This window comes from Psychrobacter sp. NZS113, from assembly GCF_015864825.1.
GTDB lineage: Bacteria > Pseudomonadota > Gammaproteobacteria > Pseudomonadales > Moraxellaceae > Psychrobacter.
In genome coordinates this window covers 483,505-503,919 of the sequence record NZ_JADYWL010000001.1, presented here as the reverse complement: position 1 = coordinate 503,919, position 20,415 = coordinate 483,505, and the positions used below count along the sequence as shown (strand labels likewise).

General features: G+C 41.8%; 15 protein-coding genes. 7 read left to right on the top strand and 8 right to left on the bottom strand.

What is annotated here, in order from left to right; translation table 11 throughout:
- Positions 1-575: 575 nt before the first annotated feature.
- Both I6E61_RS02145 and I6E61_RS02140 read left to right on the top strand, forming a co-directional pair.
- A complete protein-coding gene (locus I6E61_RS02145) occupies positions 576-2,267 on the top strand; it encodes an NAD+ synthase (RefSeq protein ID WP_197129026.1) in 1,692 nt (563 codons plus the stop codon).
- Positions 2,268-2,506: 239 nt separating this feature from the next.
- Positions 2,507-3,781 carry a hemolysin family protein gene (locus tag I6E61_RS02140; protein WP_197129023.1) on the top strand — a complete coding sequence of 425 codons (1,275 nt, stop codon included), beginning with the start codon at positions 2,507-2,509 and terminating at the stop codon, positions 3,779-3,781.
- 123 nt (positions 3,782-3,904) lie between these two features.
- Here I6E61_RS02140 and I6E61_RS02135 read toward each other — a convergent pair whose 3' ends face one another.
- The gene (locus tag I6E61_RS02135; RefSeq protein WP_197129020.1) at positions 3,905-4,621 is read right to left on the bottom strand and encodes a YggS family pyridoxal phosphate-dependent enzyme; all 717 of its coding nucleotides are present in this window, start codon (positions 4,619-4,621) and stop codon (positions 3,905-3,907) included.
- A gap of 379 nt (positions 4,622-5,000) precedes the next feature.
- Between I6E61_RS02135 and I6E61_RS02130 the strand changes: the two genes are divergently transcribed.
- Both I6E61_RS02130 and I6E61_RS02125 read left to right on the top strand, forming a co-directional pair.
- Positions 5,001-6,056 carry a type IV pilus twitching motility protein PilT gene (locus tag I6E61_RS02130; protein ID WP_197129018.1) on the top strand — a complete coding sequence of 352 codons (1,056 nt, stop codon included), beginning with the start codon at positions 5,001-5,003 and terminating at the stop codon, positions 6,054-6,056.
- 87 nt (positions 6,057-6,143) lie between these two features.
- Entirely contained in the window at positions 6,144-7,265 is a 1,122-nt protein-coding gene (locus I6E61_RS02125) for a PilT/PilU family type 4a pilus ATPase (protein WP_197129015.1), read from the top strand.
- Positions 7,266-7,446: 181 nt separating this feature from the next.
- On the opposite strand, the gene fur is transcribed toward I6E61_RS02125, so the two are convergent.
- On the bottom strand, positions 7,447-7,881 hold the full coding sequence (gene fur / locus I6E61_RS02120) for a ferric iron uptake transcriptional regulator (protein WP_110921825.1): 435 nt from the start codon (positions 7,879-7,881) through the stop codon (positions 7,447-7,449).
- A gap of 325 nt (positions 7,882-8,206) precedes the next feature.
- Here fur and I6E61_RS02115 point away from each other — a divergent pair, with 325 nt between their 5' ends.
- A complete protein-coding gene (locus tag I6E61_RS02115; protein WP_197129013.1) occupies positions 8,207-8,626 on the top strand; it encodes an outer membrane protein assembly factor BamE in 420 nt (139 codons plus the stop codon).
- 19 nt (positions 8,627-8,645) lie between these two features.
- On the opposite strand, the gene I6E61_RS02110 is transcribed toward I6E61_RS02115, so the two are convergent.
- The 4 genes from I6E61_RS02110 to I6E61_RS02095 all read right to left on the bottom strand — a co-directional run bounded on the left by I6E61_RS02110 (position 8,646) and on the right by I6E61_RS02095 (position 11,808).
- A complete protein-coding gene (locus I6E61_RS02110) occupies positions 8,646-9,029 on the bottom strand; it encodes an RnfH family protein (protein WP_320158560.1) in 384 nt (127 codons plus the stop codon).
- A complete protein-coding gene (locus I6E61_RS02105; RefSeq protein WP_197129010.1) occupies positions 9,017-10,159 on the bottom strand; it encodes a hypothetical protein in 1,143 nt (380 codons plus the stop codon). The genes I6E61_RS02110 and I6E61_RS02105 overlap by 13 nt, the downstream gene beginning before the upstream one ends.
- 323 nt (positions 10,160-10,482) lie before the next feature.
- Entirely contained in the window at positions 10,483-11,151 is a 669-nt protein-coding gene (locus I6E61_RS02100; RefSeq protein ID WP_197129007.1) for a cytochrome c, read from the bottom strand.
- Between the two features lie 321 nt (positions 11,152-11,472).
- Positions 11,473-11,808: a cytochrome c5 family protein gene (locus I6E61_RS02095; RefSeq protein ID WP_197129005.1), complete on the bottom strand. Its 336-nt coding sequence runs from the start codon at positions 11,806-11,808 to the stop codon at positions 11,473-11,475.
- A gap of 394 nt (positions 11,809-12,202) precedes the next feature.
- Between I6E61_RS02095 and yihA the strand changes: the two genes are divergently transcribed.
- On the top strand, positions 12,203-12,988 hold the full coding sequence (gene yihA, locus I6E61_RS02090) for a ribosome biogenesis GTP-binding protein YihA/YsxC (protein ID WP_197129002.1): 786 nt from the start codon (positions 12,203-12,205) through the stop codon (positions 12,986-12,988).
- Positions 12,989-13,103: 115 nt separating this feature from the next.
- Here yihA and I6E61_RS02085 read toward each other — a convergent pair whose 3' ends face one another.
- Both I6E61_RS02085 and I6E61_RS02080 read right to left on the bottom strand, forming a co-directional pair.
- Positions 13,104-13,817 carry an HAD-IA family hydrolase gene (locus I6E61_RS02085; RefSeq protein WP_197129000.1) on the bottom strand — a complete coding sequence of 238 codons (714 nt, stop codon included), beginning with the start codon at positions 13,815-13,817 and terminating at the stop codon, positions 13,104-13,106.
- Positions 13,818-13,949: 132 nt separating this feature from the next.
- Positions 13,950-14,960 carry an RluA family pseudouridine synthase gene (locus I6E61_RS02080; protein WP_194196000.1) on the bottom strand — a complete coding sequence of 337 codons (1,011 nt, stop codon included), beginning with the start codon at positions 14,958-14,960 and terminating at the stop codon, positions 13,950-13,952.
- A gap of 1,158 nt (positions 14,961-16,118) precedes the next feature.
- Here I6E61_RS02080 and I6E61_RS02075 point away from each other — a divergent pair.
- Entirely contained in the window at positions 16,119-20,393 is a 4,275-nt protein-coding gene (locus I6E61_RS02075; RefSeq protein WP_197128998.1) for an Rne/Rng family ribonuclease, read from the top strand.
- Positions 20,394-20,415 lie beyond the last annotated feature (22 nt).

The following is a 20,415-nucleotide window of genomic DNA, read 5'->3' as shown; positions in this document are numbered from 1 at the left end:
ACGCTATGTTGTAATCTTTACTTACAACTTTCTATGCGTAAGCTTACTAGATGATGACACGAATAGATAGAAGCCAATACATGGGTTTAGTATGTAAAAACAATACATTAATAACTGATTCTACATTCACACTCTAAAGCAATACCTTGTAAGGTAATTCACTGGCGCGTTCTATTTGTCGCGACAATTGATGTTATACTAAAGTCATTATTTTAAGCTTTTCAATATAGTTAAGTTTGTTTGGCCTTATTTATTTTGACCGTTATACAAACACAGTATTTTTCAAACTATATGCCACAACCCTCTTTTATCGCCCTTCTATAGACTATCATAAGATCTAACCTTTAGAGCGGCGTCATAATTTTGGATATTATGCGTAAGCGTTCGTCAGCACTGTATTTTGCCAACGTCATATAAAAAGCCTACGCATAATTTAAGCTCATCATATAGGTTCAATATTAGAACTCGATATGAAAAAGTGCTATTTTTAGTTAATTTCGGACTTACTTTGATTTTATTTTAAATCAATACTGACCCATCAAATTTTAAATAATATATCGATAGGAACAATAAAAATGTCAAAAGACACTGATAATCCCAATACAAACCCCTCAACCGAGGCCAACAAGACTAAGAAACCACAAGACACCGTTACTTTTGCTTTGGCCCAATCACATTTCTTGGTTGGTGATATCACTGCCAATGCCGAAAAAATGCGTACATTAGCATTAGAAGCACGCGAGCAAGGTGCTGATGTCATTATCTTTCCAGAGCTAGCACTACTTGGCTATCCTCCACAAGATTTGTTACTACGCCCAAGCTTATCGGGTCGCGTCAAAAGCGCTTTATCTAGCTTAAGTGATATCAACGATATCGTAATGATTGTTGGCTATCCCCATGTCGATCATCATGGCACGTTTAACTCTGCTGCTATCCTACATAACGGCCATCAGAAAGGCTTTTATCATAAGCAAATCTTACCAAATTATGGCGTTTTTGATGAGCGTCGTTATTTTGATAAAGGTCGTAATCAAGTCTTGTTTGACTATAAAGGCATCACTATCGGCCTACTCATTTGTGAAGACCTATGGGAAAAAGGCCCAATTGCTGAGCTGAAAAAGCAAGGGGCTGATCTCGTTGTTAGCTTAAATGCGTCACCTTTTGAGATCGAAAAACAAGAAAACCGTAAAACCATGCTTGCCAAACGCAGCCGTGAAAACAACTTACCTATCGTTTATGTCAACGCCGTTGGCGGACAAGACGATTTAGTATTTGATGGTGGCTCTATGGCCGTACAAGCTGATGGTAGTGTCGCACATGAAGCACCGCGCTTTATGAATCAGTTACTGCTAGCGACTTTAGATGTCAAAACGGCTAAGTTTGATAGCCAAGCCAAAGCACCTTTGACATTGAGCCGTGAATCAGAGATGTATCAAGCATTGGTCGTGGGCTTACGTGACTATGTAAACCACTCAGGATTTTCTGGCATTATCGTTGGCCTATCAGGTGGTATTGATTCAGCATTGACGCTATGTATCGCAGTTGACGCGTTGGGTGCTGACAAGGTATACGCGGTGATGATGCCTTACGAATATACGTCTCAAATCAGCTTAGAAGATGCACAAGCACAGGCACGTCGTTTGAATGTGTCTTATACCGTTTGTCCTATCTTTGATGCTGTCGAAGGTATCCGTCATACCCTAGCACCTCTATTTAACAAGTCACCAGCAGACACCACCGAAGAAAACATCCAAGCACGTGCGCGTGGTGTGGTTCTGATGGCATTGTCTAATAAATTTGGTCACTTGGTCATCACCACTGGTAACAAGTCTGAATTGGCAGTTGGCTACTCGACGTTATACGGCGATATGGCAGGCGGCTTCGACGTCCTAAAAGATGTTTATAAATCACAGGTCTATAAATTAGCCAGCTATCGCAACCGCTTAGAAGATACCCCTGTTATTCCTGAGCGCGTTATTACTCGTCCACCATCTGCTGAATTGCGTCCAGATCAAAAAGATCAAGACAGCTTACCTGACTATGATGTCCTAGACAGTATCCTTATGTCATATATCGATGAGGACATGGGCTATCAAGATATTATTGATAAAGGCTTTGATGCTGAGATGGTCACAAAGGTCATTCAAATGGTAGACAATAGCGAGTACAAACGTTTGCAATCACCGATTGGCACTAAAATTAGCCACAAAGCTTTTGGACGTGAACGCCGCTATCCATTAGTAAATAAATGGTCAATTAAAGGCTAAACAACATTCAGCGTCTCTATTTGCCTAACTTCTATTACCTAAGAGTTAGGCGGCGCTGATAGCCTGCTTTTTTATAAAAACTGAATTGATTAATGATTAGCTGGGTGCTTGCCCAGCTTTTTTAGGTTCTATAAGTTGAGTTTTTATAAACCATTACTTCCTTTCAATGTTTACCACTTCTTTTTTAACATCAATTACCACTTTTATTATTAACCCCTATCTTTTTTACCGAGTATGTCATGAGTTTGCTAACTGCTAGTGTCTTTCTTATTCTATTACTGGCTCTAAGTGCCTTTGTCTCTGCTGCCGAGATTGCTATCGCAGCGGGTCGCAAAATTAAGCTACAAATCATGGCAAAAGAAGGAGATGTCCGTGCCTTGGATGTCCTTAAAATGCAGGACAACCCTGGTAGCTTTATCACTGTCGTACAGGTGGTTTTGAACGCTGTTGCTATTTTGGCTGGGGCAGTGGGTGAATCAGCTATCAGTCCTTACTTATTAATGTTATTCAATAATGAGGCAGTTGCTTCAGTCATAGCCTTTATCTTAATCACCAGCTTATTTTCTCTACTGGCTGATTTGATGCCCAGACGTTTTGCGATGTCAAACACTGAAACTATCGCGGTGCGACTCGTACGACCCATGATGTTATTGATTTTCATCTTCAAACCCGTTATTTGGATATTCGATGGCGCAGCCAACCTCCTCTTTGAAGTGCTAGGTGTCTCAACCACACGTCAGGATGATATGACACCAGAAGATATTTATGCGGTCATGGATGCAGGAGCTGAAGCAGGGGTACTTAAGAAACAAGAACATCACCTGATAGAAAACATCTTTGATATGCAAGAACGTACGGTGACTTCAGTGATGAACCCGCGCGAAAATATTGTTTATTTTGATACCAAGACAAGTACTGAAAAAGTGGTCGAGGTGATGATTGATCAACCCCACAATAAATTCTTAGTCTGTCATGACGATGATTTAGAACATATTGTGGGTTATGTAGAATCACGCAGCTTTCTCGCGTTAGTGCTCAACCAACAAGAAGTTAGCTTAACGAGCAAAGAGCTACTGATGCCTGCCCTCTTTGTGCCCGATACTCTATCTTTATTTGAAGTGTTAGAGATGTTCAAATCTACTGGCGCTGACTTTGCCGTAATCGTCAATGAGTATGGATTAGTCGTAGGTGTCATCACGCTCAAGGATGTGATGAGCATCGTCATGGGTGAGCTTGTAACGCTAGAAGAACAGCCCATTGTGCAACGGACGGATAACTCGTGGTTAATCGATGGAATGACGCCCATTGAAGACGTGGTTCGTGCTTTAGATATTGTTAATCTGCCCCGCAGTCAAAACTATGAGACACTCAGTGGTTTTATGATGTATATGCTACGCAAAATTCCAAAGAAAACGGACACTGTCGAGTATGCCAATTATCGATTTGAGATTATCGCAACCGACAATCTCAAAATCACTCAAATGCTCGTGACCAAAATCGATGAGGTTGTTTAATAAATAGCACCTGATAAATAGTACTGAAAGAAATTAGGATAATGTCATCAGTCAAAGCATTTTTATTTTCGTCATATGATTGATGACATACCCTATCTACTATCTAGCGTGGGTAAATTAAGATCAAGCTCGTGCACCAAATATGGCAGTGCCAACGCGCACCATCGTCGAACCATTGGCTATGGCTTCAGTCATATCACCACTCATACCCATACTCAGTGTATCCCAACCATTTAGCTCTGGATACTTTTCTTTGATCTCTTCAAATAACTGCTTGGTACGAGCAAATGCATCGGTATCTGACTTCGCAGGAATGATCATCAAACCACGTAACTGTAGGCGATCATATGCCTTTATAGTGTTTACCAATTCAGGTAGCTGTTCTGGCAAGCAACCTGATTTACTCTCTTCATCATCGATATTTAATTGAATCAGTACATTAAGTGGTGGTAGCTCAGCTGGACGTTGATCATTTAAACGTTTGGCAATAATGTCACGCTCAACCGTTTGCACCCAATCAAAACTCTCAGCAATATCGCGGGTCTTGTTACGTTGAATACTGCCAATATAATGCCAAACTATTCCCTTACCTTCAGGTTTTGATTTCAACACATTAATTTTTTCTAGGGCTTCTTGTAGATAGTTTTCACCAAAATGACGTTGTCCTTTTTGGATCAAAGCAGAAACCATACTGGCTGGCTTGGTTTTGGAAACAGCTAACAATATAACGCTATCAGATTGTCTTCTAGCATTATCACATGCTTGTTGTAGCTGCTGACTGACTTGTTGCCAGTTCTCAATAAGGTTTGAATCATCAATATTATTTTCAGTTTTGTTCATATATTACTCACAAGGATAATTTAATCAGTTTTTAAATCAGTTGTTTTTTATTTTTTGCCAATAGCTCTTGTTGGACATAGTCGAATTGATTACAACCATCTTTCTATCTAGATGAATTCGAAATCTATAAATATATAGATTAAGTACGTAAATGAATAATTTATATTTTCTTAGCGTAGTAGATGGTTAAATGTCAGTAGTCTTGTTATTATATTGTTACATGGTTTAACATATACTACTGAATATAGTAATAATGGTAAAAATTCCAAATTATATTTTACTGATAGAATAGACCTAAGACAGATCTTTTATCGATAATTAACCACGCACCTTTACGCTCTTTTGTCCTACCCTTATTGATTGATAGGAATACCTGATTATGGCTGAAAAAAACAACTTAAGCATCGAAGATTTGCTACGCTTTACCGTTAAGCACAAAGCATCAGATTTACATATTTCAGCCGGTATGCCTGCCATGATTCGTGTCGATGGTGAAATGACACGTATTAATATGCCAGACATGACTCACCAAGTCGTACATCAGCTCATCTATGACATTATGAACGATAAGCAACGTGCTGACTTTGAGGAATTCTTTGAGACAGATTTCTCTTTTGAAATTCCTAATTTAGCCCGTTTCCGAGTAAATGCTTTTAATCAAAATCGCGGAGCTGGCGCTGTTTTTCGTACCATTCCTTCCAAGGTTTTGACCATGGAAGATCTGGGTATGGGCGAAGTATTCAAACGCATCTCAGACTTAAAGCGTGGCGTGGTACTGGTCACTGGTCCAACAGGTTCTGGTAAATCAACAACGCTAGCGGCCATGATTGATTATATCAATGAAAGTCGTAAAGAGCATATCCTAACTATTGAAGACCCTATCGAATTTGTTCACGAATCCAAAAAGAGTCTGATCAACCAACGTGAAGTTCACCGTGACACGTTAGGGTTTGAGCCTGCTCTGCGTTCTGCATTGCGTGAAGATCCGGATATTATTTTGGTTGGTGAGCTACGTGACCTTGAGACCATTCGTTTGGCATTGACTGCAGCAGAAACTGGTCACTTAGTGTTTGGCACACTACACACCAGCTCAGCGGCAAAAACGATTGACCGTGTCATCGATGTGTTTCCTGCAGCAGAAAAAGACATGATTCGTGCCATGTTATCAGAATCACTCCAAGCCGTTGTATCACAAACGCTGCTACGCCGTCAGGCAGGTGGACGTGTTGCAGCACATGAGATTATGCTAGGCACTCCTGCTATTCGTAACTTAATACGTGAAAATAAAATCGCTCAGATGTATTCTGCTATCCAAACCGGTGCAGGCGATGGAATGATTACGCTAGATCAGACACTTAAAAACCTAGTGTCAAAAGGTACGATCAGTAAAGATGTTGCCCGTCCTTATGCTAAACAGCCTGATGCATTTTTGTAGCATTGTTTTTATTTTTCATCATTAGTGATCTTTCAATCATGATTTTAGATATTCTCTTAATCGCTTTACGTCGAATGCAGGTACGATATGGACATTGATAAACTATTACAGTTAATGATCAATAAAAACGGCTCTGACCTTTTTATTACCGCTGATGTAGCACCTTCTATGAAGGTAAATGGGAAAATTCTGCCTGTGGGTAAAACGCCCTTAAGCTCAGAGCAAACCATGCGATTGGTTAAAGGTGTCATGACACCCAGTCAGATAAAAGAGTTTGAAGAAACCAACGAGTGTCAGTTTGCTATTGCAGATGAAGCACAACAAGCCCGTTTTCGTGTCAGTGCCTTTATACAGCGTGATATGGCAGGAATGATTTTACGAAAAATCGAAAATAAAATCCCAACCGTCGAAGAGCTACGTTTACCACCAGCGCTAAAAGAGCTGGCAATGAAAAAACGCGGTATCATCTTACTTGTGGGCGCAACCGGTACTGGTAAATCTACTACGCTTGCCTCAATGATAGGACATCGTAATCAACACTCTCACGGCCATATTATCACTATCGAAGACCCTATTGAGTTTGTCCATAAACATCGTGGATGTATCATTACCCAGCGCGAAGTCGGTATAGATACCCACTCATTTGAAGCAGGTCTAAAAAACACATTGCGCCAAGCACCTGATGTTATCTTGATTGGTGAAATTCGTAACCGTGAAGTCATGAGCTACGCCATTCAATATGCAGAAACGGGTCATTTGGTTTTTGCAACTTTGCACGCTAACAATGCCAACCAGGCTATTGACCGTATTATTCACTTCTTTGAAGCAAATCGCCACAATCAGCTATTTATGGATTTGTCACTTAACTTGCAAGCAATCATCGCGCAGCAACTCATTCCAACACCTGATGGTAAGGGACGCCGTGCTGCTATTGAGATTCTGCTGAACTCACAGCTCATCAGTGATTATATTCGTAAAGGTGAAGTTCATGAGATTAAAGATGTCATGAAACGCTCACGTGATAGCGGTATGCAGACTTTTGATCAGGCGCTTTTTGACTTATATGAGCAAGGAGAAATCACGTATAAAGAAGCCATTCTCCATGCTGACTCGCCTAACGACTTACGCCTTCAAATTAAGCTGAATAGCAAAAATAGTACAGGTAATCTAGATGAAGGTGCTGACAGTTTATCTTTAAATATTACCTAAATGCTATTAGTTACTTGAATTAGTTACTAGAGGTGGCAATGGTGTCTTTGCTAGAACATATGGACTATTTAACGCAAAAAAGCCCTCATTATTAATAATGAGGGCTTTTTTGCTATTTCAAAGATCGTTACAAGCTGTGATAAATGATTTGTCGTTGAGAGTATTGAAAAATCAAAGATGGTTATTTGATACTATCCTGACATTCCTGCTCATCACAGATACCATATAGTACCAATGAATGACCTGATAGCTTAAAGCCATGCTTCTCTGCAACTTTTAGCTGCTCTTCTTCGATTACCTCATTATGAAACTCTACGATTTTTCCACAAACATCACAAACTAGATGGTCATGATGACCTTCTTGGGTAATTTCAAACACTGACAAATTATTTTCAAAGTTATGACGTTCAACGATACCCGCTTGCTCGAACTGCGTGAGCACTCGGTACACAGTCGCTAGGCCAACATCTTCGCCTTGTTCAATCAACGCCTTGTAGACCTCTTCTGCACTCATGTGATGCAGCGCCGCACTTTCTAGCAGCTCTAAAATTTTGATGCGAGGTAACGTAACCTTTAATCCGGCTTTACGTAAATCTTGATTGGTAAAAGAAGCCATAATATCCCTTCTGACTGTAACAGTCTTAGCAAATAAAGAACCAAAAATATGAGATAAATAACCGTTAACGATTATTTTGATTATATATGAAGTATTTTAAGAACAGTAAACTTACTTATTCCGAATGAATTATTAGTCTATTATTTTTCAATAAATACTTATGCAAGTATATGAATTTAAAATATAAATGATAACATCACTCAGGTAGCGTTTGGTAAATAATGTCGTAAGTGGTAGGAAATTGCAAGTAAATGACGTATCATTTGTCCAAGATTGTCGGTCAGAACAGCACCAACCAACTTTGGCCGCGCCTAATTCATTTCTTGTGAGTCATCTTACCATGATAAAGACATTAACTTTTCGTCCGTTAAGCAGTACAAGCACATTACGCAAGATTATTATCACCAGTATGCTTAGCGCTACTGTCGCTATGTCTGGCTGCTCATTACTGAGTGTTTATAAGATTGATTTGCCACAAGGCACTGCTATAACTCAGGCGCAAGCGCAAAATCTGCAAGTAGGCATGAATCAAAACCAAGTAGTTTATATCCTTGGTAGCCCAGCCATTAGAGACACTTTAGAACCTAAGCGCTGGGATTATATTTATGACTATAAAGCAGGGACAGAAGGCAGCCGTAAAGGTATTGCTGATGTCAAAAATGCTAGCCAACACTTAGTTATCTATTTTGATGATAATGGTTTGGTCAGTCGTATCGAAGGTATAGAAAGCCTTCCAGCTTCGTAATAGTGATAGGCTTAAATACTTAACCACGAGATTTACTTTTGCGCTGAGACATAGGATCAGCGCTCAAGCTGCGATAGACTTCAATACGGTCAAAAGGCTGTAAGCGATAGCTAAGCGGTTGCTTTTGTGCATAGATACCTACATGCCAACGTTTAGCAGCCGGCGTAACAATATCAGCAACCTCATCACACCATCTTGCTAAATCTGGAAACTGTACCAGCCAGCCTGCTTGCTGTAGCGCAGCATACAAACTGGTATCACGGCTAACTTGTAACGCTAAGTAATGCTGACGCTTTTCATCTTCAGCATATGCCAAATATACAGTCATTAACTTGGTCTGCTCTGACGACAGCACGTCACTATTATTAACACCGTTATCTTGATCAGCTGTTAGCTTATCCACTGCATCACCCAACCTATCAATGCTAATAGCAGTGCGAGTGGCACAACCAAACGTATCGCTATCCGCCATAAGTTATACAGTGCCTCATTACCGAAGTTCAACGACTTACGCAAATGGCTGATTTTCATCTGCCACCCTGCAAAGATCGATAACAGCAATACTGCCACGCTACTAATAATGACCAAAATACCGACCAACCACGTGGTTGGAATAGATACTACTAACACGAGTGCTAATACCAACGTCAATCCCAAGCTGACCAGTAGCCCAAACTTATGTGCCAACTGTTGCGTACTATAATGTAGCAAATAGCTTGCGACGAATAGCACCCCTACCCAATATAGCAGCTGTCCAATTGGTGGTAATGACACACCACTAATTAATAGTGCAACCACACCAACGATTAACTGCAATATCCAAATCGGTAGTACCAATTTCGTTGCACGATACTCAGCTGTCACACGACTACGAGCAGGCGTTTGCGCGTTATAATTGTCGGCATCTACCGCTGTTGCCGTCTGTTTGGTTACTAGGTTTTGACCGAACCAGTACAAGCCAGTCCCTGCACCAACACTCACTAGCGCTAACGCCACCGCACGTGCCCATTCATTTAAGCTAATGTCAGTCATAGCAAAGTCGATACTAGGTAGACCATTTGCCACACCTAGTACTAGACCGACAACCATCAACCCCAGTCCAATTGGTAAAGGTGCAACGCCCACTAAACTTAATAACAGAGCAATGACCATTAAGCCTGCAGCAACTGCAAAGCTTGGTACATCAGGTGTGCTATTCAGGTCACTCAGTGCTCCTAATATGCCAGAGCTTGCGCCAGATACGACCAATGCTGCGATAATGATAGCTACTAGTGCTGCCAACCAACCAAAACTACGCCATATTGGACTGGCATCTGCTTCACGAGTCAGCTTTTGCATTCCTGCTAATGGTGCTTCAACACTGCGATAGGCTAAAGCTATTTCAGCATAAACGACTGGCAACGATACCAATACCATTGCTAGTAACCAAAGTAGCCAGAAATCAATCTCGCCAACAGATGCAGGTGCAAACCAACGGAACAGCAGTAATGGTAGCAGGGCTGCGATAAAATAAGAGGCATAACGGATCATCATAATCTAAATCCAAACGAGCTAATATCATTCACAAAAATTAGAGTAGCGAGAACCATAAGCGCTATGCAGCACAGGCTAACAACTTTGACACAGCTAATCGTACTTTTTGAGTTTGATATAAAGTGAATAACGATAGTTTATAATTATACGGCACAAGGATGAGTACCTGTATATATACTGCCCCTATAATATAAGGGATGAATAGTTATAAAAAAACCCCGAAATCGGGGTTTAATAATAAAACAATGACGGCTATACGGTTTAGAGCTCAGCAGCAGTACTTACAAAGCATGCACTACGTACTCATAAAAAGTATTGATAAATTAGTGAACAGCACTGACGTAGTCTGCCAAGATACGAATATCATGATCCGATAGTTTCGACGCAACTGTCTGCATCATACCCATCTCGCCTTCTTTCGCTGCATCGTTAACTCGCTTTTGGTCATCACTATCGATATCATCGACACGACCAGCGGCACGGAAGAGTTTTAGCTGAGTAGATATGTATTCTGCGTGCTGACCACCTAGCTTTGGAAATGCTGCCCAAGTATTACCAGCAGCATCTGGCCCATGACAACCCGCACAGCCGATAACGCCGCGTGATTTGTCACCACCTAAGAATAACTTAGAAGCTGCTTGATTGGTCGCAGGATTACCGAAGCCAACACCCCAAGGCGCTTGGCTAGCATAGTAACCAGCCACATTGGCCAAGTCTTGCTGCGATAAGTTCGCAACTTGCGATTGCATGATGCCATTCTTGCGGTAACCCGCTTTAAAATTGACCAGCTGTTTATAAAGATATTTGACGTTTTGGCCACCTAAGTTAGGCTGCGCAGGGACAACACTAACACCAGTAGCACCATGACAGGCAGCACATACGGTTTCTGCGATTTGCTTACCAGCATTGACGTCGTGTTCAGGAACAATAATAGCAGCTTGTACGCTGAAACTTGCAACGCATAAGCTGGCAGCAGCGATTAACTTTTTCATTGATACAAATCCTACTAACTCGGTGTAAGTATTATTGAGAATGAGTGTACTAATAAGATACCTGATACAAACTGCCTTATAATTAGCAAGGCAAGTATATGATTTAAGGTCTTGGCCACAAACAATCTGAAAGTACTTACTAACATCAGGGTTTATTTTCGATTATTATAGCAAGACTTTGTAGCATTTGCCTACTTAATCGTCACATCGGTCAGTTTTTCTAACAAAGTACACCAAGATGTTCACAAAAAATAAAAAGCGCATAAAGGTCGTAAAACCTAGCGCTTTATTTGGTATGACTTTGTCTTATTCCCGCATCTGTTACTTGCTCATATATTCAATGAGCTTACGGTAATCATCATCACTACAAGCATCACAGAGGCCACCAGCAGGCATTTGAACCATACCGCTTTTGACTGAATTGATCAGCGTTGGCATACTTTTTTGCTTTATGAGTTGCTGCCATTTCGCACTATCACCTTTCTTAATCGCATTTAGCGCGCCACTATCGTGACAGGCGGCACATGAGTTACTATAGGTCGTGGCGGTATCAGCAGCGTTTACGTTGGTCATAATGACGGTGCTTAGCAGTAATGTCGAGACACTAGCTATTAAAACACGGCGAGCTTGGCTAAAAATCATGGTGATTGAAATCATATACCCCCCCTTTTGCTATCTTATTCGTTTAATCACTCTTCCTATTAAACGTCTTCTATTTACTGTATCTTATTGATATTGTAACAATATATATCACCTAAATATAGATAAATCGAGTTTCGTTTTGGTAGTGTGTCTGGTATAGCGATTACTTGTACTCATGACTTTAATGTTATGTTGCTACTTATATGATGTTAATCGCAGTTATTTCAATAAGTAAGACCACTAATAGTATAGAATGGTCAGTAATTTGAAACGACTGCTTTTACGACACATGGGCACTAAAAGTAGCAATGCAAAACTTTGCTCTGTCTTTTGCCGTCTGCACCGCTTTCACAACCAGCTAAATCAAATTTTATAATCGTATCCAATTTTTAAGATTAATGAGCCATTTATGAATACCCCGTTTACAGATGTCGCCGCCGAACATGCGGTGTTCAACACCAAATCCCGTCAAAAGATTCAGCAAACTGAATTTTTGATGTCAGCACCTACTTTTCGTCTTTGCCCACCTGACATGGGGTTAGAAGTTGCTTTTGCCGGGCGTTCAAACGCTGGTAAATCCTCTGCTATCAATGCCTTGACCAATCAGCGTCAACTAGCACGTTCGTCTAAGACACCTGGCCGTACGCAGATGATTAACTTTTTTAGTATCGGTGATAACGATCGAAGATTGGTCGATTTGCCTGGTTATGGCTATGCAGCGGTACCGCTTGAGATGAAAAAAGAATGGCAGGTCGAGTTAGAGGAATATCTCGTATCACGCTCAAGCCTTGCAGGTTTGGTACTGATGACTGACATTCGTCATCCATTAAAATTCTTTGATGAGCAAATGCTACGCTGGGCAAATGATGGCGAACTGCCAGTACATATCTTGCTAACCAAAGCAGATAAACTGAAATATGGCGCGTCCAAGAATGCTCTACTGAATACTCGTAAAAGGCTAAAGGAGCTGGGGTTAAATTGTACTATTCAGCTATTTTCAGCTTTGAGAAAAGAAGGCCTTGATGAGTTAGCTGGCATCATGGGCAACTGGTATGAGTACCAGCTTGATGCAGACAAAATTATTGAGTCCTCTTTTGCATTACTAGAAGGCGAAGAGCTAGAAGACGCTATTGAAAAAGATAGCGCTGAAAAAGACAGTGTTGAAAAAGAAGGTGCTCAAAACGAGAGCAAATAACTCTCATGGCTTTCCATAAAAAGGGTTTATCGTTATTATCGATAAACCCTTTTTTATTGTCACAGAGAGCATATTGTAGCGACACTATTAAATAGCTAAGCCACTCAAATTGATATTATCCACATAAGAGTTTAGCCAGTGCTTCTGGTGTATCAACCTGATAAGTAGGCTGCTGCGCGGCAAGCTCAGCATTAGATGCTGTACCATAATCCACCGCTATGCTGGTCATGCCTAGCTGAGTCGCCATTTGAATATCATAGATGCTGTCTCCGATAAATACGGCATCAGAAATTTGCTTCTGCGTATAATTCAGAATATCAATAAGCATCTGTGGATCAGGTTTCGAGCCTGCTTCATCGGCACAGCGCGTCATCACAAAGTAATGATGACTCTCTGAAGCATCTAACACACGATCTAAACCTTTTCGCTTTTTACCAGTTGCGACCGCTAGTTTTTTACCCTGCTGCTGCAAAGTCTGCAACATATCTTCTATAGGCGCAAAAAGCGGTGTACTGTGACTATTGGCAATATAGTACTCTGCATAGCTTTGTTGAATAGCCAGCTTCTGCGACTCACTTGCTTGCGGATACAAAATCTCAATGCCATTCATTAGGCTAAGGCCAATGATGTCCTGCACGGCTTTATCTGTCGTCTGAAACCCATGCGCCTGCCCTGCCACATGCATCGACTCAACGATTAAACCGATTGAGTCCATCAATGTACCATCCCAATCAAAGATAATCAGCGTCTTATCTGCTAGCTGATGATTGGTTAATAACGAAGCGTTTTCGTCAGAGGTGATAATACTGGCTACAGATTGTTCACTCATGAATAGACCTTAGCAAATAGTGATAATAAAGTGTAGATACGAAAACGTCACGGCGGCTTATTAGAAAAAATAAGAGTTCGTGACGTTTAGGATGGATACTTAACAGGTAAAGCATTTATTGAGCTGTGCTACTTACTCAGGCAATGTAATCTGCTCTGGTAACCAGTCTGCCATATCATCTGGTAGCGGTGCGGTAATAGTTTCATAACCTGGGATATCTAAGCGCCACGCATGTAAGCACAGGCGGTGAACACCTGATTTGTCATGTACGTTATACTTATCATCACCCAAGATAGCATGGCCAATATGAGCCAAATGCACACGAATTTGATGAGTACGCCCAGTCAGAGGCTTGGCTTCGATCAAGCTAACTGGCTGATCGGCAATCATAAAACGACCATGAACGACAATATCCGTCTGGCTTTCTTTAGATTGTGGGTCTTGCTTATCTACTTTGACGCGGCGTTCACCACTAGCAACTGTATAGCGTAGTAATGACGCATCGATACGTTGCTCATTTAGCGCTGGTTGGCCTTTTGCGATACACAAGTAATGCTTCTGGATAGTTTTGTCTACTAGATGCTGTTGCAATGCTTTTAGTGCTGAGCGTTTTTTAGAAATCATCAACAGACCTGACGTATCTTTATCAATACGATGTATCAGCTCTAGGTATTTTTTACCCGTAACTTCACGCATGGCTTCGATAACGCCAAAATCCAAACCACTGCCACCATGAACGGCGATGCCTGAAGGCTTATTCAGCACTAGCATCCCTTCATCTTCATAAACCACGCGTGCTAATAAACTTTTAGCAAACTCGGTGCTAATGATTGGTTTTTCCCGAGTAGCGAGTACCACTGGCGCGATACGCACCACGTCTTCACGCTGTACTCTATCGTGCGCTTTGCAGCGTTTGTTATTGACACGTATTTCATCAGAGCGAATCATTTTATAGATATGCGGTTTTGGCAAACCTTTTAAACGGTTCAACAAAAAATTATCCAAGCGTTGGTCATGCTGATGGCGTGTTACTTCAAGATAATTAACCTTACCAAAGTTGCTGATTTCATCGTCAGCGCTTTGCGGGCGTGTTTTGCTATTAAAGATAGCAGGAGCTTCGGGGGTAGGTGCGTCTTCAGTCATTTTTGAGTTCGTCATTTTTAGTTAGGTATTTACACAAAGATTTGCTATAGTTTAGCATGTTGAGCGACAATTAAGCAGAGGCTGCGGCAATAATCATTGTTGTTTCAGATAGCTGGCCACCATTTTTGCTACTTGCTAGCAACAAGGTAGAAGCTGTATACCCTGTCAAGATTGTACGTTTCATCTAATTTTAAGGTGTACTATCTGTCTAAAAATATCCATTACCGATATTTATAGATATTAGCCCATAAATTGAAAGAACAGCACTGACTTTTATGCAGTGCCATAACATTAAATAGTGACACTAAATACCTTTGTGTTAATAAATTCAGCATTAATAAATTTGGCAAAATGCCTATTTATCAATCGCTAATAACACTACATTGACTCACAACCTGCATAACAATGACATTTTTTGATAGTCCTTTATGCGAGCGTAGCTGAGCAAGTATGGGTGATTTAGCATTAGGATCGAAAAGTATATCGATAGCTGCCTAAGTATTGGTGGTCAAACAGATGACGATAACAATGTAAATACAGCACCACGCCGATAGCCTGGTCATTTCTTCTGTTTGCCAAGTACGCCCCGCTAATATCCAAAGCCGCGATGCCTAACCTTAAAACACCCAAGATATTATTGACGTTATACCAGAAAGAACGATAAATAAAGAATGACCAATTGCTTTACCTAGAGAGATAATTGCTGAATAACTATTTTATATAATAGGACTCATAACAGCGATATTATTGCTAGACTTTGATGGATTGACTGCAACAGCGATATATCTTTTCAATATTTTTAAGCCAGTAACTGACCGTCGATTGCTCTTACAAAGCGTGCTGACATCGCTACCAACAGAACTTACTGATAATGAAAATTTAATAGTATGCTAACGCATGAACATTTAAACCAAGCCGATCAATAATAAGATATGAATAGATAGCCTTACACCCTATACGATTTATATTTACGTTAGCACTGCTAATATGCTTTAGGTAAAAATAAGCCATTAAAAAAGCCCAAGCGCTTTATTAAATACATCATTTACGTTCTACCGTTGACTAACGTCTACCAATGCTAATAACACATTAGCCATACTTGCTATCACGCCCTAAAGCCCGTCTCGTCGTTGTTATGCGTACTCATAGGATACAAATATGAAACGCATTTTGATCAACGCCACTCAAAACGAAGAAATTCGTGTCGCCTTATGTAAAGGCAATCATCTGTACGATTTCGACTTAGAAAACCGTACCCGTGAACAAAAAAAATCTAACATCTATAAAGGTCATGTGACCCGTGTCGAGCCGTCGCTAGAAGCGGTGTTTGTCGAATATGGCTCACAGCGTCAAGGTTTTTTACCGATTCGTGAAATCTCTGCTGAATATCTAAGCGGTAACCCACGTGACGAAAATATCAAAAAACTGATCAAAGAAGGCGATGAATTAATCGTCCAAGTTGAAAAAGAAGAGCGTGGCAACAAAGGCGCTGCCCTATCGACTTATGTCTCATTAGCAGGTCGCTATCTGGTATTGATGCCAAACAACCCTCGTGGCGGTGGTATCTCACGTCAAATCTCAGGCAAACTTCGTGAAGACATGAAGCGTATGCTGAGTAATCTTGATTTGCCAAAAGGTATGAGTGTCATCATTCGTACTGCTGGTATTGGTAAAACTCAAGAAGACTTGCAACACGATTTGAACCACCTTCTCAATATCTGGCAGGCTATCCAAGAACAAAACCAAAAATATCCTTCGCCGCGCTTGGTTCACCAAGAAGCGGGCGTTGTCACACGTGCCGTTCGCGATTATCTACGTGATGACATCGCTGAAATTTGGATCGATAACGAAAACGCTTACATTGAAGCGGCAGGATTTATCGATGCAGTGATGCCAAAACAAGCTGAAAAGCTACGTAAATATACCGATTATGAGCCGATGTTTTCGCGCTTTAATATCGAAAAACAAATCGAAACCGCCTATCAACGTGAAGTTCGTTTGCCTTCAGGTGGCTCAATCGTTATTGACCAAACGGAAGCATTGGTCTCTATCGATATCAACTCAGCAAAATCTACCAAAGGTTCAGATGTCGCTGAGACCGCTTACCACACTAACCTAGAAGCAGCCGATGAGATTGCTCGTCAGCTACGTTTGCGTGATATGGGTGGTTTGATTGTCATTGATTTCATTGACATGAATGATAATAAGCATCAAAAAGAAGTAGAAAAACGTCTGATTGATGCCACTAAATATGACCGTGCACGCGTTCAATTCGGTGATATTTCTAAATTTGGTCTCATGGAAATGAGCCGTCAGCGTCTACGTCCTTCACTAGAAGAATCAACTGGCTACATCTGCCCACGCTGCCATGGTAACGGTATGATTCGTGATTTGCGCTCATTGTCACTATCTATCATGCGTCAAATTGAGCAAATTGCTCTTAAAGAGCGTCAAGGTGAAGTACAAGCAGAAGTCCCGACTGACATCGCAGCATTCTTGTTAAATGAAAAACGTGACAGCCTAGTCTATCTTGAGCAAGATAGTGGTACGCGTATTACCATTTTGCCGCATGCGCATTTGGAATCACCAAACTTCAAACTGCACTTCAACCGTGATGGTTTTGCACCTTCGAGCTATGAGCGTATTACGGATACCGCCCAAGAACATAGCGATTTGGGCTATGAAGTTGACTGGCAAACAGCTGAAAAAGAACGTCCAGAACAACAGCCTACTCGCCAGCCACGTCAAGCAGTAGACAATAAGGCTCCTAATAATAAGCCAAGCAATACCGTTGAGCATAGCAACGATCATCGCGACAATAAAAATGCCACGAACGTTTCATCTGCACGTGCACCGCAAGCTAGCAAAAGCCAAAGTGTTGCAGCACCTGTCGCTCCAGTAGCGACTCAAGCACCAGCTCCTGCGCATGTTGAAACAGCTGCACAGCCACAAGCCGTAGCATGGTTGTCAAATCTATTTGCTCAAGCGCCCCAAGCATCAACAACTCCTAGCGTGAGCAGTAGTGATGCAGCAGAAGCCATTGAAGCACTAGTAAACACTGGCGCACAAAGCTTAGGCTCATTTGGACAAACTGATAACAGTGCTTTGACTACTGCAACTAACACTGCGCAAGCAACTCAGCAGAACAGCAATCAGAAGAATGATGCGCAGCAGTCAAACAACGACACTAATCGTCAGCAGGATCGTCATACCTCTGACAGCGATACCGATGATAGTAATAATGAAGACAGAAGAAGACGTAAACCGCGTAAATCTAGATCTTCTAAGCCGCGTCAAAGAAAAGATCAAACGGATGAGACTAGCAATAATGTAAGTAGCGATGCTGATAGCAACACGTCAGATAGTGCTACAAATAATGTCGCAAATAATACTGACGACAAACAGTCGAGCAATCAGGACAAACGTCAGCATGACAATAGACGTACGAATGATCGTAATCGCAACAATCGTCAAGACAGTAATAATCAAAATAGTAACCGCAATGCAAACGCGCGCAACGCTACTGATGACAAAGAAAGCGAAGCATCAGAGGAGCAAGTTCGCACTAAACGTAAATCGCACACTCAACGCGGCTCACGTGGCAAGCTAGAGCGCGGTGAAACGCTAACGGCAGACAATGTCAAACAACATAATCAGCAAGCAGCGGCAAGCAATAACGGCAATAGAAACCAAGCCAATACGCGTCGCAATCAGAACCCTAACGAAGTCGTGCTACAGGTCAACGAAGCACCTGCTGCGCTTAAGCCATCAGAAGTTGTGCATCTGTCGTTAGATGACAGCAAGTCAACACAGGCAAAACCTCAACCTACTGAAAAGCAAAGCTCAGCAAATGACGTTGCGAAAGATGAAGTAGCCAAAGCGCCTAATGCTCAACCGCAGACTAATAGCAGAAGCGCTGATAAAAAAGATGCTGAAGTTAAGGTCACGGCTGAAAAAACAACTGACGATAATGCTGTAGAAGTCAGCGAAGCTAAGGTTGATAGCACTGCTAAAGACGATAGTCATGATGGCCAAAACAACGTCGTGAAAGCTGATGCTAACACTGATATCAAAAAACCTGTCGTAGATGAGCAGTCAGTATCCAAAAGTGATAAAGACAGCGCATCTAACACTGTGAAGCCAGTAGTTGCTGAAGCAGATAGCACGCCAGTAACAGAGAAACCTCAGGAGGCGAATACGCCTGATGAAACTGCTACTGATGAAGTTACTATTGATGAAACTACTAAGAGCAGTAATGAGAGTGACAATGCTGAGAAAGCTGCGAGCGCTCAGACTACTAGCCCTAGCGTAGAGGCTAGTAATAGTGGTAGCAATGATAGTGACAGCGCCAAGAGTAACTCTGCACTTGAGCTGACACATGAAGCATTGTTTGCGACACGCTACGTGACTGCTGAGAAGTTTGGTCAGGCCAGTAACGATCCACGTGTTGTGCTTAGTCAGCAGGCACAAGTGACGCCAAAGCCTCAAGTCAACGAGCAAGCAGCTATAAGCGTGCCAGCGATTCGCGGTACAGTTGGTGAGTTCATTCGTGCGACGTTGCCAGAAGCGCAGACTCGCTTAACAGCAGATGGCGTGATCAACTGCTTTATCGAGACAGTTGCGTTGCACATGGCGCAAGCTCAGAGCTCTGATAATGGTGCAACCGTAAGCGCTATCGATAGTAACGAGCTTGCAACTCAAAGCTTTAACTTTAGCAACTACGGCTATCAGCCATTAGCAGCGGACTATCTAGCACGCTTCGAAACGATGACCCAAGCGGTCAGTCAGTTTGCAGCCACGCAAGGTAAAACCGACGTTGAACCTCGTGCTATCGGCAAACGTGCTAGCAATGATCCACGTGGTCAGCACCCTGATTATCAGGAGCCAGCAGTGTTAAGTTTACCGACTGAACAAGCGGCTGATACTAGTACCGAGCAAGTGGCCTCTGAAAAAGCGGAGAACGAAGTAGATGCTCATAATGTAGAGGCCAATGCGCTAGCCAGTCAGGCTCAGACGGACGACGTCAGTGCTGATAGCGAACAGCTGCTAGAGGCAGATCAAGCCTTATCAGAATCTACCAACCAGCCAGCTGAAGAAAACACGGCTACTGAAAACGTAGATTCCGAAGAGACTAGTGGCACAAGTGATGAAGCGACGGCTGATACTGCTATCGAACCAGCACCTGAATCTAAAGTAGAAGAGCCTAATAAAGAGGAACCTACTAAAGAAGAAATTCAGGCGGCAAAGTCAAAAACCACGATAGCCAGTTATAAAAACATGATCGAAAATGTGGCTGAGCAACTATTACCTCAAACAGGTATGTTCAACTTAACCACACCCAAAGTCCCAAAGGCTCGCACTCGTAAGCCTAAGACAGATCATAAGAAGCCAACGCAAGCAGAACAGTTGGATAGTGATAACTCAGACAGTTAATAGTCATTAGCTACTCTAAACG

Bases quoted from the DNA above. Each gene is read 5' to 3' on its own strand.
- I6E61_RS02145 (WP_197129026.1), top strand. From the start codon at position 576: ATGTCAAAAGACACTGATAATCCCAATACAAACCCCTCAACCGAGGCC.
- I6E61_RS02140 (WP_197129023.1), top strand. From the start codon at position 2,507: ATGAGTTTGCTAACTGCTAGTGTCTTTCTTATTCTATTACTGGCTCTA.
- I6E61_RS02135 (WP_197129020.1), bottom strand. From the start codon at position 4,621: ATGAACAAAACTGAAAATAATATTGATGATTCAAACCTTATTGAGAAC.
- I6E61_RS02130 (WP_197129018.1), top strand. From the start codon at position 5,001: ATGGCTGAAAAAAACAACTTAAGCATCGAAGATTTGCTACGCTTTACC.
- I6E61_RS02125 (WP_197129015.1), top strand. From the start codon at position 6,144: ATGGACATTGATAAACTATTACAGTTAATGATCAATAAAAACGGCTCT.
- fur (WP_110921825.1), bottom strand. From the start codon at position 7,881: ATGGCTTCTTTTACCAATCAAGATTTACGTAAAGCCGGATTAAAGGTT.
- I6E61_RS02105 (WP_197129010.1), bottom strand. From the start codon at position 10,159: ATGATGATCCGTTATGCCTCTTATTTTATCGCAGCCCTGCTACCATTA.
- I6E61_RS02100 (WP_197129007.1), bottom strand. From the start codon at position 11,151: ATGAAAAAGTTAATCGCTGCTGCCAGCTTATGCGTTGCAAGTTTCAGC.
- I6E61_RS02095 (WP_197129005.1), bottom strand. From the start codon at position 11,808: ATGATTTCAATCACCATGATTTTTAGCCAAGCTCGCCGTGTTTTAATA.
- yihA (WP_197129002.1), top strand. From the start codon at position 12,203: ATGAATACCCCGTTTACAGATGTCGCCGCCGAACATGCGGTGTTCAAC.
- I6E61_RS02085 (WP_197129000.1), bottom strand. From the start codon at position 13,817: ATGAGTGAACAATCTGTAGCCAGTATTATCACCTCTGACGAAAACGCT.
- I6E61_RS02080 (WP_194196000.1), bottom strand. From the start codon at position 14,960: ATGACTGAAGACGCACCTACCCCCGAAGCTCCTGCTATCTTTAATAGC.
- I6E61_RS02075 (WP_197128998.1), top strand. From the start codon at position 16,119: ATGAAACGCATTTTGATCAACGCCACTCAAAACGAAGAAATTCGTGTC.